Source organism: Kitasatospora sp. NPDC001119 (assembly GCF_053598475.1).
Genome location: NZ_JBSFKI010000009.1, coordinates 62469 through 78026 on the forward strand (window position 1 = coordinate 62469; position 15558 = coordinate 78026).

Genomic DNA, 15558 nt, shown 5'->3' on the forward strand with positions numbered 1-15558 from the left:
GTCGACGGGGAGGCGCCCGCCGACCGCACCACCGACGGGGAGGCCCTCGCCGGCCGCGGGACGCCCGTCAGCCCGTGAACCGCCCGTCCCGCGCCACCACCCGGCCCGCGCGGACCACCAGCTCACGCGTCGGCAGGTCGATCACCACCTGCGGCAGGCACTCGCCCGTCACCAGCATGAAGTCGGCGGGCGAGCCCGGCTCCAGGGTCACGGCCGGCAGGTCCAGCAGTTCGGCGCCGCCGTCGGCCGCCAGGGCGAAGCAGTCGGCGAGCTGCTCGTCGGTGCGGGCGTCGGTGGTCCAGCCGAGCAGGTGGGCGCGGTGCAGCGGGTCGGCGTTGCCGTACGGGCTCCACGAGTCGCGCACGCCGTCCGAGCCGAGCCCGACCCGCACCCCGTGCGCCCGCAGCTCGCGGAACGGCAGCACCTGGTGGGCCGAGGGCGCCACGGTGGTGAGGCCGACGCCGGACTCGGCCAGCTCGGCGGCGAGGTCGGCGAGCGGGGCGCCCGCCAGCTCCGGGACGCAGAAGGCGTGGCTGACGACCACCCGCCCGGCCAGTCCGGCCGCCCTGGTCCGCGCGGCGATCTCGCGCAGCGGGCCGAGGCCGCGCTCGCCCCGGTCGTGCAGGTGGATGTCGAGGCGCAGTCCGTGCTGTTCGGCCAGGCCGAACAGCAGCTCCAGCTGGGCGGGCCCCTCGCCGTCCGGGCCCTCGGCCGGGACGGCGTCGAAGCCCGCCGGGTCGATCCCGCCGATGGCGTCGACCAGCCCGCTGGCCGCCGCCTCCGCGAGCAGCGCTCCCGCGCCGGGCGTCCGCCGGACCCCGTGCTGCGGGAAGGCCACCAGCTGGACGTCCAGCGCGCCGGCCAGCCGCTCGCGCGCCTCGGCGAGCCCGGTCACCCCGGCCAGCCCGTACGCGGGCGCCACGTCCACGTGGGCCCGCACGGCGCGGGTGCCGCGCGTCACGGCGTGGCTCAGCAGCCGGTGGGCCCGCTCGGCGAGCGGGGTGCGCTGGTGCCGGTGGAGGTCGACGTCGCCCTGGACGTACTCGGGCAGCGAGCCGGCCGGGCGCCGGCTGTACCAGGGCTCACCCCAGGCCGTCTTGTCCGGGTGGATGTGCGCGTCCACCAGGGTGGGCAGCGCGATCCGGCCGCCGCCCTCGACCACCTCCGGCACCGCCCCGTCCGGCACCCGCTCGGCCAGCAGGCCGTCCACGGCGATCAGGTCGACGGCCCGATCGGCACCGTACGGGCGGACGTCCCGGAAGACGGTGACGGAAGGCGTGGTCATGGGCTGCTCTCTCTCGCTCTGGTTCCGCGGCTCGCTCTGGTTCCCCGGCTCGCTCTGAATCCCCGGCTCGCTCTGGATCCCCGGGTGGTCCTGCCCCCTGGACGGAATGTGCCCGACAGGCAAAACGTCCTACCTTTCATTCAACAGTCTGTTTATCATCTCCGGGTCCCCGTCCCTCGTCCGGAGTAGCTCACGCATGTCCACACCACCGCCCGCCGCCACGCCCGGACGGCACCCGCTGCACGCCCTGCGGGCCACCGTCTTCGCCATCGGCGCCCTGCTCCTGCTGGTCGGGGTGGGGGTACTGCTCGACCAGCCACTGCTGATCCCGCCCTTGGCCGCCAGCGCCGCGCTGGTGCACGGCGCGCCCGGGCTGCCGATCTCGCAGCCGCGCAACCTGGTCGGCGGGCACCTGATGTCGGCCCTGATCGGCTTCGCCACCCTCGCCGTCACCGGCAGCACCACCTGGGGCGCCGCCGTCGCCGCCGGGCTCTCGCTCGGCGCGATGATGCTCACCCACCTCTCGCACTCCCCGGCCGCGGCCACCGCCGTGATCGTGGTCCTGCAGGCGCCGCACCCCGTGCCCTTCCTCCCGCTGCTCGTCCTGGCCACCGGGCTGCTGGTCGTGATCGGCCTGCTGCCCGGCCGGATCGGCGGGCACCCGGTCCGCTACCCCGTGTCCTGGTGACGGCCGCGCCGTACTGACCGGCTCTCCACTCTCCCGCCGAACGCCGACGGCCGGGTCATCCGATCGGATGACCCGGCCGTCATCCGTTCCACCCGGCACGGACACCCGCTCCACCCGCGCCGCGGCGAGCGCCCCCGGCACGCCGCACCCCGAGCATCGGCGCGCCGCCCGCCCGCTCCCCCTCCGTCGTACGTCACCGCTCTTGCACGGAACTGCTCTTGAACAGATGCGGGTCGACACCCGCCCGCCGCTCCCGCCACAGCGTCCGGAACGCCGGCGGGGTCAACGGGCGGGTTGCCGCCCTGGGCCCTGGTCCGATGATCGATCCCCCGCAACACCCAAGTCAATCCGCCGATTTTCTGGGACCCCTCCAAGCGATACCTTGGGTCTCCGTGACCATTGACGACCTCCGCGTCTTCGCCGCGGTCTGCCGGGCCGGCTCGCTCAGCGCCGTCGCCCGCGAGCTGAACTGCACCCAGTCCGCCGTCAGCCAGCACGTGAAGCGGCTCGAACGGGAGGTCGGCCTCGCCCTGATCGAGCGCCACCCGCGCGGGGTCGTCCCCACCGCGGCGGGCAGCCTGCTGCGCACGGCGGTCGCCACCGGCCTCGGCGGCATCGACCACGCGCTGCACCGGATCGCCGAACTCTCGCGCGGCGAGGGCGGATCCGTCCGGATCACCACCGGGGCCACCAGCATCCGGCACTTCATGTCCGCGGCCGTGGTGGACTTCCGGCGGCGCTTCCCCCGGGTCAGCCTGGAGTTCCAGACCGAGGTCTCCAGCCGCAGCTGCCTGGAGTCGCTCAACGCCGGCCGGGTCGACCTCGCCTGGATCACCCTCGGCGCCCCGGCCCGGGGCATCGACCAGCAACCGGTGGTCGACCTGCCCTGGGTGCTCGCCGTCACGGCGGGCGACCCGCTCGCCGCCCGGGCCAGGATCTCCCCCGCCGACCTCCAGGACGCCCGGCTGATCGGACTCCCGCAGAACTCCGTCTCCCGCTCCCAGGTCGAGTCCTGGCTGGGGAAGTCGGGCATCCGGCCTGTCTTCGACACCAGCGTCGCGGACTGGGACACCGCGATCCTGCTCGCCGAACTCGGCCTCGGCCACGCCGTCGTCCCGGCCCTCCCCCAGTGGCAGGGCCCCGGCCACCCCGGCCTGCGGCTGCTCCCGCTGCCCGACCTGCCCGCCCTCACCGCCGGGTGGGCCGTCCGGGACTGGGAGAACCTCGGCCCGCTCGCCCGCGCCTTCGCCGACACCGTCGCCGCCCACTGCGGCCGCGAAGCCCCGCCGGCCGTCGATCCGGAGACGGCCTGACCCCGTCGTGCCCCGCCCCCGCCCGTTACCCGGAGCTCGCCGTCCGCAGCGGGGCGAAGTCCTCCGGCAGGACGTCCAGCAGGCCGCGCACCCGGCCCCCGCCCGCACGGCGAGCGCCATCTCACAGCGCAACTACCTTGGCAGCTCCGGCCGGTGGAGCAGACCGTGCCACCGCCCCGCACCCCGACCGTCACCGACCGTAGAAGGCGTGACCGCGCCCGATCTCCTCGAAACCCCGGCGGCCGTACCACTCACGCGGCCAGTCCACGGCGTCCGCGAGCAGGAACAGCTGCGGGACACCGGCCTCGACCGCCAGCGCCAGGCCGGTCGCCAGCAGGGTGCCGCCGTGCCCCGCACCGCGGTACCGCGAACCGGTCACCAGGTCCTCCAACTGGCCTATCCCGACGGCCGGTTCGAGATAGAGGTCGCTCCAGGCCGCGACCTCGCCGGCCGGCGTCCGAGCGGCCAGGAAGTGCACCCGCTCGGCACCGCGCAGCCGGGCGGAACGGCGGTCGGTGAGCTGCCGGGCGAGCTCCTCGTCCTCGATCCACTCCCGCTGCTGGCGCAGCACCGCCGCCCGCACCTCGGCCAACTCGACGGGGAGCGCGGCCGGTTCGGGCCGCCGGCAGCCGAGCGTCGACCGGGCCAGGACCACCACGCCCTCCCGCTCCCACCCCGCCGCCGCCAGCACCGGGGCGGCCCGCTCGCCCGACTCCGGGTCCAGCACCGTGACGCGGTAGCGGTGGCGGCGCCCCAACCACCGGGCGGCCAACTCGGGCAGCACCGCCGGGTCGGTGCCCGGGCCCTCGACGATCAGCTGGTTGTGCTCCTCCGATTGACCGAACGCCGCGTCCCGGACGGCGAACACCCCGGGGAACTCCGGCAGTTCGACGGTCTCCGCCGCCTGGCGGCGGGCGAAGGCGGCGCGGAAGGCGGTCACACGGGCGAGTAGATCCGACATCCCGCCATGATCAGCCCCCGGTCGCCCGCCGACAACAACTTTCCGGTACCGCCTCAGAATTCCGCCCCGGAGGATGAGCTGCCACCGGAGGACGAGCGGTCCAGGAAGCGCCGGATCCCGTCCCGTACACCGTCCGTCGGCACGGTCGCCGCGAAGGCCGCCGCCTCCACCGCGAGCCCCTCGTCGATCGGCAGGTTGATGCCCCGGGTCACCGCCCGCAGGCAGGCGGCCACGGCGGTCGGCGCGTGCCGGATGATCCGCTCGGCCAGATCCCGTGCGGTGTCCAGCAGTTCGTCCGCCGGGACGACCGAGTTGACCAGGCCGATCTCGGCGGCGCGGGCGGCCGGGACAGGGTCACCGGTGAGGATCATCTCCAGGCCGCGCTTGCGGCCCACGTGCCGGGGCAGCCGCTGCGAGCCGCCGAAGGGCGGCGGGAAGCCGAGCGAGATCTCGGGCTTCGCGAAGGTCGCGTGCTCGGCCGCGACGGCCAGCGGGGCGGCCTCGGTGATCTCGCAACCACCGCCGAAGGCAAGGCCGTTGACGGCCACGATGACCGGCTTGGGGAACTCCTCGATCCGCCGGGTGAGGGTGTGCCCGCGCCGGACGAACTCACGCAGCGCCCGCTCGGGCCCGCCCGCGATGCTGGCCGCCAGCGACGGGATGTCGGCACCCGCGCTGAACGCCCGCCCGCCGGCGCCGGTGAGGATCACGGCGCGGACGGTGTCGTCGGCGTCGATCCGGTCGAGCTCGGCGAGCAGCGCGTCGATCGTCGGGTAGTCGAGGGCATTGAGCTTCTTCTCCCGGTCGATGGTGAGGGTGACGACGTGCCGGTCCCGCTCGCTGCGGATGGTCATGGGCGCGTGCTCCGTTCCTGGCCTCGCTGCTGAATGTGACGAGGCTAGGAACACCGGCCCAGGACAATCCACTTATTGTCCTGGATACACTCCGGTACGCACCCGTCCACGCCCGTGCACGCCCGTGCCCGGACCGTCCACTCCCCGGAAGGGCAGGTGACCCGTGCGACCGCCCTCCTACAAGGCCATCGTCGACGAGTACGCGACCGCCATCCGCTCCGGCGCGCTCCCGGCCGGCACCCGGCTGCCGACCCACCGCACCCTCGCCCGCGAGCGGCGGATCGCCCTCGCCACCGCCACCCGGGTGTACGCCGAACTCGCCGCCGCCGGGCTGGTGGTGGGCGAACAGGGCCGCGGCACCTTCGTCCGGCTGCGCTCCGGCTACGACGGCCTCGAACCCTCCCGCGCGCTCCCGGTGCCCCGGGTGGCCGACCTCTCCTTCAACCAGCCGCTCTCCCCCGGGCAGGGCGACCAGCTGCGGCAGGCCCTGCGCGCGCTCGCCTCCTCGGGCGACGCCGAGGCCCTGCTGCGCCAGCACCCGCCGGGCGGCCACCGGCACGACCGGGCCGCGGTGGCCACCCACCTGCTGGACCGCGGGATCGACACCGCGCCCGAGAACGTCCTGCTCACCAGCGGGGCGCAGCAGGCCCTGGACTGCGTCCTGCGTACGCTCACCCGCCCCGGGGACGTCCTCGCCGTGGACGCGCTCGGCTACCCGGGCATCAAACTGCTCGCCGCCGCCCACGGACTGGACCTGGCGCCCGTCCCGGTCACCGCCGACGGCCCGGACCTCGACGCACTCGACCGGCTCTGCCGCACCCGGCCGGTACGGGCGGTGTACACCCAGCCGACCGTCCACAACCCGCTCGGCTGGGTGCTCGCCCCGGCGCAGCGCGAACGCCTCGTCCGGCTCGCCGCCGACCACGGCCTCACCCTCATCGAGGACGGCACCTACGCCTTCCTGGAGGCCGCCCCGCCCCCACCCCTGCACGCCCTCGCCCCCGAGCGCACCTGCTACCTGGCCGGCCTCTCCAAGAGCGTGGCACCGGGCCTGCGGTTCGGCTTCGCCGTCCTGCCCGACCACCTGCTCCGGGCCGCCACCACCAGCCTGCGCGCGGCGGCCTGGGGCGCCCCCGGCCTGATCACCGCCCTCGCCACCGGCTGGCTCACCGACGGCACGGTCGCCCGGCTGGAACAGGAACGCCGCACCGACGCCGCCGCCCGCCAGTCCATCGCCCGCACCGCCCTGACCGGCCTGACCACCACCGCCCACCCCACCTCCTACATCCTCTGGCTCACCCTCGAACCCCACCAGCGCCCCGACCACGCAGCCGCCGCCCTGGCCGCCGAAGGCATCCTGATCTCCACCGCCGACGCCTTCGCCACCACCACCCACCACCCCAACGCCCTCCGCCTCGCCCTCGCCACACCCCCACTCCCCACCCTCCCCACCGTCCTCACCCACCTCCGCACCACCCTCGAAGCCATCGCCCCCTGACCCCCCCACCACCAAAAGGCCGACGGCCCCGACTTCCCACTCCGCCACCACAACCCGGCCATACCGAGCGCCGACAGCACATCAGGCCCCACCCGACCCGCTCTCACCACAACCACACCAGAAGTCGGCCATGCCGACTTCCCACGCCACCCCGCCCACAAGGACCCGCCCCACCCCCACCTGACAAGCCCCACTTGGTCCCCCACGCCCGCGCGTACGTCTACGGGCCCGACTTCCCACTCCACCTGCCAACCCGCCACGAACTCGAACCCACCCAGACCGGCGCCAGAAGTCGACGGGTCCGACTTCCTACTCCGCCATGCCGCCACAGCTGCACAGACCGGAAGCACGGCATTCGGTGGCAGGGGCACACTCACCGGCCACACCAGCACTCGGCCCAGGCGACTTCCGACGCCAGCACCGACACCAGGCCGAGGCGCTAACGCCCCAATGGCCACCCGTCAGAAGTCGGCCTGGTCGACTTCCTACTCCGCCGCAACGGGCCGTCGCCTGCCCAGGGCGAGCGCAAGAAGAGCAAGCCACGACAAAGCAGCCACAGGAGCGGTGCACCACACCCCTTGCCGACGCCAGAAGTCGGCCGGGCCGACTTTCCACACCACCACCCACCCTCGGCCTCAACCCAGGGACGGGGCGAAGGCCGAGGGTGAGGGCAGAGGCGGGGCAAACTCCGCCCAGGCGCAGCAAGGTGCGCGGACTGTCAGCACCAGAAGTCGACCAAGCCGACTTCCCACGCCACGACCCGCCACCGCCCCCCACGCCCACGCGGCACCCACGCCCACGCCCACGCCAAATGCCATTGGGCCTGAACCCGCCCAGGGCCCGCGCCAAAAGTCGACGGGTCCGATTTCCCACGCCACCTACCGGCCCGCCACAAACCCGAACGCGCCCAGAGCGGCACCAGAAGTCGACGGGCCCGACTTCCTGCTCCACCAACACCGGCCATGCCGCCACAGCTACTCAGACCGGAAGTACGGCATTCGGTGGCCGGGGCACACTCGCCGGTCACACCGGCACTCGGCCCGGGCGACTTCCGACGCCGGCACCGGGCCGAGGCGGTGATGTGCCGATGGCCACCCGCCGGAAATCGGCCCGGTCGACTTTCCACACCGCCAACCGCCCCTGGCCGCGCCCGGGGGACGGAGCGAACGCGAAGGCCGAGGCCGAGGCCGAGGGCAAGGCTGAAGGTGAGGACAGAAGCGGAGCAAGATGCGCGGACCGTCAGCACCAGAAGTCGGCCGGGCCGACTTTCCACGCCACCACCCACCCCGGCCGCAGCCCAGGGACAGGGGCGAGCACCGACACCGGAGCGAGCATGAAGGCCAACGCCGGGCGCAAACACGGGGCCGGGCAAGCAACAGCCAGGCGCAGCGGGGTGCGCGGACTGCCGACGCCGGAAGTCGGCCAGGCCGACTTCCTACTCCGCCGCAACGGGCCGTCGTCCGACCATGGCAAGCACCGAAGCAGCAGACCACGACGAAGCGGCCGTCAGAGCGGCGCACCACGCCCCCTTGCCGACGCCAGAAGTCGGCCGGGCCGACTTCCCACGCCACCACCCACCCCGGCCGCGACCCAGAGACAGGGGCGAGCACCGGGGCCGGGCAAGCAACGGCCAGGGGCAGCGGGGTGCGCGGACTGCCGACACCAGAAGTCGGCGGGGCCGACTTCCTACTCCCCCTCCGCCGCTGCGCGGGCGAAGCGGGTGCTCCAGTCCGTGAGCAGGGTCCGGAGGGCGTCCGGGGCGAGTACCTGGAATTCGGCGCCCAGGGAGCCGAGGGCCATGGCGGGCCAGTCGAGCGAGTCGGCGGTCATCCGTAGGCGGCAGCGGTGCGGGGTGACGGGTTCCACGGTGCCCCAGCGGCCGACGCGGGCGCGGACGAACTCCGCCGGTGCCTCGATCAGGGCCTCCACCTGGTGCGGTCGGGGCATCCTGTTGAGGCCCGCGCGGACGAATTCCGCCGCGTCGGCCGCCGGGAGGGTCCGGGGGGCGAAGCGGGCGCCGCTGCCGGTGGGGGCGGTGAGGCGGTCGAGGCGGAAGCTGCGCCAGTCGGCCCGGTCGAGGTCGTACGCGACGAGGTACCAGCGGCGGTTCAGGCAGACCAGCCGGTGCGGTTCGACGTGCCGGTCGGTACCGCGCCCGTCGGCGGCCGTGTACGAGAACCGCACCCGCTCGCCGTCCCGGCAGGCGAGTGCCACCACCGTCAGGACGTCCGGGTCGACGCCCGTGCCCGTCCGCGTCCCCCAGTCCACCGGGACGGTGACCGCGCGCAGCGCCTCGACCCGGCGGCGCAGCCGGGCCGGCATCACCTGGACCACCTTCGCCAACACCCGCGCCGAGGCCTCGGCGACGCCCTCGACCGGGCTCTCGGCCGCCGCCTGGAGGCCGACCGCGAGGGCCACCGCCTCCTCGTCGTCGATCACCAGCGGCGGCAGCGCCGCGCCCGCCGCGAGCTGGTAGCCGCCGTCGACGCCGCGCTGGGCCTCGACGGGGTAGCCGAGTTCGCGCAGCCGGTCGATGTCGCGGCGCAGGGTGCGGACGGAGACGCCGAGCCGGTCGGCCAGTTCGTCGCCCGGCCAGTACCGGTGGGTCTGGAGCAGGGAGAGCAGTCGCAGCGTCCGCGTGCTGGTGTTCGCCATGCGTCGATTCTCCTTGGGATTCAGGACAGGAAGTGACCGCAATGGTCCGTAGCGTTGTTCTTGTCCGAGGGAGCAGGAACCCGTAGCAGGAACCCAGCGAAAGGCCATGACGATGACCACGACCACCACCCCCGCCGCCACCACCCCCGCCGCCACGCAGAACCTCACCGGCGAGCGCGCCGACCTCCTGGCGGCCCTGGAGAAGCAGCGGCACTTCCTGCGCTTCACCACCCGCGACCTCACCGACGAGCAGGTCGGCCTGCGGACCTGTGCGAGCGAGCTGTGCCTGGGCGGCCTGATCAAGCACGTGACCAGCGTCGAGCGGCTCTGGGCGGAGTTCATCGTGCAGGGCCCGTCCGCGATGCCCGACTTCACCGCCTGGACCGAGGAGGACTTCGCCCGCCGCGCGGACGAGTTCCGCATGCTGCCGGGCGAGACGCTGGCCGGTGTCCTCGCGGCGTACGCCGAGGTGGCCGTGCGCACCGACGAGCTGGTGGCCGCCCTCCCCGACCTGGACGCCACCCAGCCGCTGCCGAAGGCCCCGTGGTTCGAGGCGGACGCCGAGTGGTCGGCCCGCCGGGTGCTGCTGCACATCGCCAACGAGACGGCCCAGCACGCCGGTCACGCCGACATCATCCGCGAGTCCCTGGACGGCGCGAAGAGCATGGGCTGAGCCCGGCCGACGGGACGGCAACGGGGCCCGTCGACAGCAGTCGCCGGGCCCCGCGCCCCCCTGCACCGCATCCCCGGACCGCCCCTCCCCGGAACCGCCCTCAGGCCTGCCCGACGAAGGTGAACCCGGCCCCGTCGACGACGCGGCGGACCAGGGCCTCGTCCAGCGGCTGCGCGGAGGCCACGGTGACCCGGCCGCTCGGCGCGTCGGCACTGACGTCGGTGACGCCCGGCAGGACGGCGAGGCCAGCGCTGACCGTCTTCTCGCAGTGGCCGCAGCTCATGCCGTCGACGGTGAAAACAGCGGTGGTGGACATGACGGCGCCTCCGATGGCAGCTCGCTCGGGACAGGGCCGACCCGGACGGATCGACCCGCCCTACGACACCCGAATCCGACGGCGCCGCCCAGGGACACGCCGCCGGGGTGACACCATCGAGCGGTTCCGGGAACCACCCGGGCCTCCCGTCCGACAGGGGCCGGCACCGTGGCGCACGCCACCGCCCGAACCGCGAAGGCGTCCCGTACCGCGAAGGCGCCCTGAACCGTCGCCGCACCCCGCCCCGTTCCTCCAGGTACCACCCTTTCGCACGACCGGGCGACGGCCCGGTCGCCGATCGGCCGCCCCGGCCCGCCGATCCCGTCCTGGAGCACTTCCGCCATGTCCACCCTGGCCCCGATCCACGCCCGACCGGACACCACCGCCCTCCTGATGGCCCACGCCGCCCTGCGCGGCGAGTTCGCCCGTCTCGCCGAGGCCTGCCGCGCGCCCGGCGCGGAGGCCCTGCGGGCCGGGATCGCCGCCCACACCGCGCTGATGCTGGAGGTCCTGCACGTCCATCACGAGGCCGAGGAGGACCTGCTGCTGCCCGCGCTCTCCGGGGCGGCGCCCCACCTGCGGCCCGGACTCGCCGGTCTGGCGGCGCGGCGCGCGGCCCTGGCCGTGCCGGTCGCCCGGGTCCGGGTCGGCCTCACCGGCCCTCTGGACCGGTTGGCCCGTCCCCTGGAACAGTTGGCCGAAGCCGTCCGCGCGCACCTGGACGCGCAGGAGGAGCTCTGCCTGGACGCGGTCCGCACCCTCCTGCCGCTGTCCGAATGGGAGCGCTTCGACGAGGCCAGGAGGTGGCGCATCCCGCCCGCCCTGAGGTCCCGTGCCGCCGGGGTCGTGCTGTCGTACGGCAGCCCGGAGCAGCTCGCGCCGGTGCACGCCACCGGCTCCCCGCTACCGGACCTGCCCGCTCTCCAAGCCCTCCGATCCTTCAGGGCCTTCCGCCGCTCCTTCCGATCGCCACTCGCCGCCCACCACCGGCGGATGCGCGGCGAGTACGGCCACCCGGCCGCGGCGGGAGCGGGCCGGTGAGGGCGCCCGCGCGGTTGCGCCGCTGGAAGCCCCGGCACGCTCTGCCCGCCCTCGCGCTGGTCGCGGCGCTGACCGCCGGGCTGCTCTGGTGGCAGCCGTGGAGCGGCGGGGACGGTGACCGGCTGGCGTTCACCACCGCGCCCGGCGGCTCCGCCCGCTTCGGCACCGGCGAGCACCTGTACCGCTACAAGGTGCGGGTGGAGGACGGGATCGCGGAGAGCCCGGCGCAGTTCGCCGCCGAGGTGGACGCGGTCCTCGGCGACGTCCGGCACGGCTGGGCGGCCGGCGGCACGGCCTCGTTCCAGCGGATGCCCGCCGACCCGGTGGACTTCACCGTCTACCTGGCCACCCCGAAGTCCACCGACCGGATCTGCGGCCAGTACGGGCTGGACACCGGCGGCTGGGTGAACTGCGGCGTCACCCACCAGGTGGTCGTCAACCTCACCCGCTGGACCGAGTTGTCCGATTTCTACCAGGGCAGGCCCGAGCAGTACCACGCGCTGGCCGTCAACCACGAGGTCGGCCACATCCTCGGCAACGGCCACGTCGACTGCCCCGGCCCGGGCGCCCCGGCGCCGGTGATGATGCAGCAGATCAAGGGGCTGCACGGCTGCGTCCCCAACGGCTGGCCGTACTCGGACACCGGCACCCTGCTCACCGGCCCGCCCGTCCAGGCCCCCACCAACGCCCCGTAGCCGGCCCGCACGCCGCCGCACACCGCCGAGCGGCACAACCCGGCACCGACGGCCTCACGACACCGCACGGGGCGAACCACCCACCCCCCTCCCGACCCACCCGCCCGAAACACGGATAATCCTGGTCGGACCGGACGCACCCGCACCGCGCGCCCGGTCCCGGTCGTGTTCCCAGTCGGTGCCGGTGGAGGAGAAGCGTTGAACGGTGTGCCCGGCGGGGAGTACCTGGACTGGCCGGTCCTACTGGAGGCCGCCGAGGCGGCCGCCCGGGCGACCACGGGCCGGGGCCGGGTCGCCGACTACATCCCGGCCCTCGCCACCGCCGACCCGGAAGCCTTCGGCATGGCCGTCGCCACCGTCGAGGGGGAGCTGCACGGTGTCGGGGACTGGCAGCGGCCGTTCTCCGTCCAGAGCGTCTCGAAGCTGTTCTCGCTCGCCCTCGCGGTGGCCTACGGCGGTGACACGCTCTGGCAGGGCGTCGGCCGCGAGCCGTCCGGCAACCCGTTCAACTCCCTGGTGCAGCTGGAGACCGAGCACGGCATCCCGCGCAACCCGTTCATCAACGCGGGCGCCCTGGTGGTCACCGACCGGCTCCACACCATGACCGGCGACGCCTCGGGCGCGGTACGGGAGTTCCTGCGCCGCGAGTCCGGCGACCCGCTGCTGGACACCGACCCGGTGGTCGCCGCCTCGGAGGCCGAGCACGGCCACCGCAACGCCGCGCTGGCCCACTTCATCGCCAGCCACGGCAACCTGGAGAACCCGGTCGAGACCGTCCTGGAGCACTACTACGCCCACTGCGCCGTCGCGACCAGCTGCCGCGACCTGGTGCTGGCCGGCTCCTTCCTCGCCCGGTACGGCGTGCGCGCCGACGGCACCCGGCTGATGTCCCGCAGCGAGACCAAGCGGATCAACGCCGTCCTGCTCACCTGCGGCACCTACGACGCCGCCGGCGAGTTCGCGTTCCGTGTGGGCCTGCCCGGCAAGAGCGGCGTCGGCGGCGGCATCCTCGCGATACTCCCCGGTCGCGCCGCCGTCTGCGCCTGGGGCCCGCGCCTGGACCAGGCCGGCAACTCCGTCGCCGCGGTCGCCGCCCTGGACACCCTGACCACCCTGTCCGGCTGCTCGGTCTTCTGACCCGCGGACAGCGGAACGCGGGCCCCGGCCGTCCGCACAGCGACCGGGACCCGCGGGTCCGTGACGAGCGCCCTCCTCTCCGAGGACGCCCTCCCCCGAGGCTCCGGGGGACTACTCCACCGTCACGCTCTTCGCGAGGTTGCGCGGCTTGTCCACGTCCCGCCCCAGGGCGACGGCGGCGTGGTAGGCGAGCAGCTGGAGCGGGATGTTGAGCAGCAGCGGGTCCAGCTCGGGCTCGCTCTTGGGCACCAGGATGCAGTGGTCCGCGAGCTTCTCCTCCGGCCGCCGGTGGCCGACGGCGATGACCCGCCCGGAGCGGGCCTTGATCTCGCCCAGCGTGGTGAGGTTCTTGTCCAGCAGCTCGTCGTCCGGAACCAGTGCCACGGTGGGCAGTTCGGGGCTGATCAGCGCCAGCGGGCCGTGCTTGAGCTCGCTCGCCGGGTAGGCCTCGGCGTGCACGTAGGAGATCTCCTTGAGCTTCTGCGCGCCCTCGCGGGCCACCGGGTAGCCGCGCACCCGGCCGATGAACATCATGCCCGCGGAGTCGGCGTACTCGGCGGCGAGTCCGGCGATGGCCTCGCTCTGCTCCAGCACCTCGCGGATCTGGTCGGGCAGCGCCTTGAGCGCGGAAACGATCCGGCGCCCGTCGGCGGGCGACAGGTCGTGGATGCGCCCGAAGTGCAGGGCGAGCAGCGCGAAGGCGACCACGGTGGAGGTGAACGCCTTGGTGGAGGCGACCGAGACCTCCGGACCGGCGTGCAGGTAGATACCGCCGTCACACTCTCGGGCGATAGCACTGCCCACCGTGTTGACGACGCCGAGCACCCGGCCGCCCTTGCGCTTGACCTCCTGGACGGCGGCCAGCGTGTCGTAGGTCTCGCCGGACTGGCTGACCGCGACGTACAGGGTGTCCGCCTCGATCACCGGGTTCCGGTAGCGGAACTCGGAGGCCGGCTCGCTGTGCGCGGGGATCCGGGCCAGCTCCTCGATCAGCTGCGCGCCCATCTCGCCCGCGTAGTAGGCCGATCCGCAGCCGAGGATCTTCACCCGGCGGATCTCGCGCAGCTCCCGGGCGTCCAGGTTGAGGCCGCCGAGGTGCGCGGTGGCGAAGCGCTCGTCGAGCCGGCCGCTCAGGGTGCGCTCGACCGAGCCGGGCTGCTCGTGGATCTCCTTGAGCAGGAAGTGCTCGAAGCCGCCGGTGTCGTAGGAGTCGACCTCCCAGTCCACGGTGGACGGCTGGCGGTGCGTGGTGCGGGCGTCCTCGGTGAAGGTCCGGAAGCCGTCGGCCCGGACGGTGGCCAGCTCGCCGTCCTCCAGGTGGACGACCTGGCGGGTGTAGCGGACCAGCGCGGAGACGTCCGAGGCGGCGAACATCTCCTTCTCGCCGATGCCCAGCACGATCGGGCTGCCGTTGCGGGCGACGACGATCCGGTCCGGCCGCTCGGCGTCGAGCACCGCGATGCCGTAGGTGCCGACCACCCGGCCGAGCGCGGCCCGCACCGCGTCCTCCAGCTCGACGCCCTCGGCCACGTTCGCGGCGATCAGGTGGGCGAGCACCTCGGTGTCGGTCTCGGAGCGGAACACCGCGCCGTCGGCGGCGAGCTTGGCGCGCAGCTCGTCGGCGTTCTCGATGATGCCGTTGTGGACGACGGCGATCCGCTCGGCGTTGTCCAGGTGCGGGTGCGCGTTGGCGTCACTGGGGACGCCGTGGGTGGCCCAGCGGGTGTGGCCGATGCCGGTGGTGCCCTTGAACCGGGCCGGCACGGCCGCGGCCAGGTCGGCGACCCGGCCCTTCACCTTGCGGAGCTTGATCCCGCCGCTGCGCCCGGTGACGGCGACACCGGCCGAGTCGTAGCCGCGGTACTCCAGCCGCGCCAGCCCCTCCAGCAGGAAGGGGGTCGCGTCCTTGGGGCCGATGTAGGCCACGATTCCGCACATGCGTGGTCTCCTCTTCGAAGTCTTCGGAAGGTCGGGAACGAGGGCGGTCAGCCCGCTGAGGGCAGCGAGGGCGGTGGGCAGCGAGCGCGGTGAGGGCGACGGGCGCTCGGCCGCCTCGGCCGCCTCAGCCGTAGACGATCCGCCGCAGCTGGCGGGCCGAGAGCTCCGGCGCCGAGACCCGGCGCTGCGGCAGCTCCTCGGTGAGCCGGGCGAAGATCCGCTCGTTGGTCAGACCGCGTGCCTGGAGCTCGGTGTGGCGGCGGCGCACGTACTCCTCGGTGCTCTCGGAGAAGTACGCCAGCACCTCCGCCACGACCCGCGCCGCCTCCCGGGGCCCGAGCGGGCTGGTCCGGGTGAGGTGGGCGAGGAGGTCTTCGTGGGGGTGGGGTGAGCTCGGCACGAGTGTGGAGCCTAGGTCGGGCCGGCCGCCGAAGCCAAAGTTTCTGCCCGAAATCGGGCAGACATTACGACTTTCAGACCACATCCACGAATCCTTCACATTCG

The 15558-nt window shown here is 74.0% G+C and carries 14 protein-coding genes; 7 read left to right on the plus strand and 7 right to left on the minus strand.

Features of this window, described 5'->3' with window-relative positions; all coding sequences use genetic code 11:
• Positions 1–67 precede the first annotated feature (67 nt).
• Positions 68–1285, minus strand: coding sequence for an amidohydrolase (locus ACWDD9_RS13455; protein WP_449811679.1), 1218 nt, complete (start codon positions 1283–1285; stop codon positions 68–70).
• Positions 1286–1481: 196 nt separating this feature from the next.
• On the opposite strand from ACWDD9_RS13455, the gene ACWDD9_RS13460 reads away from it, so the two are divergent.
• Both ACWDD9_RS13460 and ACWDD9_RS13465 read left to right on the plus strand, forming a co-directional pair.
• On the plus strand, positions 1482–1973 hold the full coding sequence (locus ACWDD9_RS13460; RefSeq protein WP_375875281.1) for an HPP family protein: 492 nt from the start codon (positions 1482–1484) through the stop codon (positions 1971–1973).
• Between the two features lie 392 nt (positions 1974–2365).
• Positions 2366–3286, plus strand: coding sequence for a LysR family transcriptional regulator (locus ACWDD9_RS13465; RefSeq protein ID WP_388046273.1), 921 nt, complete (start codon positions 2366–2368; stop codon positions 3284–3286).
• A gap of 190 nt (positions 3287–3476) precedes the next feature.
• Here ACWDD9_RS13465 and ACWDD9_RS13470 read toward each other — a convergent pair whose 3' ends face one another.
• Both ACWDD9_RS13470 and ACWDD9_RS13475 read right to left on the minus strand, forming a co-directional pair.
• Complete coding sequence (locus tag ACWDD9_RS13470; RefSeq protein WP_449811680.1) at positions 3477–4247, minus strand: GNAT family N-acetyltransferase; 771 nt, start codon at positions 4245–4247, stop codon at positions 3477–3479.
• Between the two features lie 53 nt (positions 4248–4300).
• Entirely contained in the window at positions 4301–5101 is an 801-nt protein-coding gene (locus ACWDD9_RS13475) for a crotonase/enoyl-CoA hydratase family protein (protein WP_449811681.1), read from the minus strand.
• 163 nt (positions 5102–5264) lie between these two features.
• Here ACWDD9_RS13475 and ACWDD9_RS13480 point away from each other — a divergent pair, with 163 nt between their 5' ends.
• Positions 5265–6599, plus strand: a complete 1335-nt coding sequence (locus ACWDD9_RS13480; RefSeq protein ID WP_449811682.1) for an aminotransferase-like domain-containing protein — start codon at positions 5265–5267, stop codon at positions 6597–6599.
• 1686 nt (positions 6600–8285) lie between these two features.
• Here the strand turns inward: ACWDD9_RS13480 and ACWDD9_RS13485 are convergent.
• Positions 8286–9254, minus strand: coding sequence for a helix-turn-helix transcriptional regulator (locus ACWDD9_RS13485; protein ID WP_049651650.1), 969 nt, complete (start codon positions 9252–9254; stop codon positions 8286–8288).
• Positions 9255–9366: 112 nt separating this feature from the next.
• Here ACWDD9_RS13485 and ACWDD9_RS13490 point away from each other — a divergent pair, with 112 nt between their 5' ends.
• Positions 9367–9927: a DinB family protein gene (locus ACWDD9_RS13490; RefSeq protein WP_449811756.1), complete on the plus strand. Its 561-nt coding sequence runs from the start codon at positions 9367–9369 to the stop codon at positions 9925–9927.
• A 100-nt stretch (positions 9928–10027) separates the two neighbouring features.
• Here ACWDD9_RS13490 and ACWDD9_RS13495 read toward each other — a convergent pair whose 3' ends face one another.
• Positions 10028–10243 (minus strand): heavy-metal-associated domain-containing protein, encoded by a 216-nt coding sequence (locus tag ACWDD9_RS13495; protein WP_049651651.1) that lies wholly within the window; start codon positions 10241–10243, stop codon positions 10028–10030.
• A gap of 342 nt (positions 10244–10585) precedes the next feature.
• On the opposite strand from ACWDD9_RS13495, the gene ACWDD9_RS13500 reads away from it, so the two are divergent.
• From ACWDD9_RS13500 to ACWDD9_RS13510, 3 genes are all read left to right on the plus strand, one after another.
• Positions 10586–11284, plus strand: coding sequence for a hemerythrin domain-containing protein (locus ACWDD9_RS13500; protein WP_449811683.1), 699 nt, complete (start codon positions 10586–10588; stop codon positions 11282–11284).
• Entirely contained in the window at positions 11281–11979 is a 699-nt protein-coding gene (locus ACWDD9_RS13505; RefSeq protein ID WP_449811684.1) for a DUF3152 domain-containing protein, read from the plus strand. The genes ACWDD9_RS13500 and ACWDD9_RS13505 overlap by 4 nt, the downstream gene beginning before the upstream one ends.
• 225 nt (positions 11980–12204) lie before the next feature.
• Positions 12205–13116: a glutaminase gene (locus ACWDD9_RS13510; protein ID WP_449811757.1), complete on the plus strand. Its 912-nt coding sequence runs from the start codon at positions 12205–12207 to the stop codon at positions 13114–13116.
• Between the two features lie 111 nt (positions 13117–13227).
• Here the strand turns inward: ACWDD9_RS13510 and glmS are convergent, their stop codons facing one another.
• Positions 13228–15054, minus strand: coding sequence for a glutamine--fructose-6-phosphate transaminase (isomerizing) (gene glmS / locus ACWDD9_RS13515; RefSeq protein ID WP_049651653.1), 1827 nt, complete (start codon positions 15052–15054; stop codon positions 13228–13230).
• Between the two features lie 124 nt (positions 15055–15178).
• A complete protein-coding gene (locus ACWDD9_RS13520) occupies positions 15179–15454 on the minus strand; it encodes a hypothetical protein (RefSeq protein WP_049651654.1) in 276 nt (91 codons plus the stop codon).
• Positions 15455–15558: the final 104 nt, after the last annotated feature.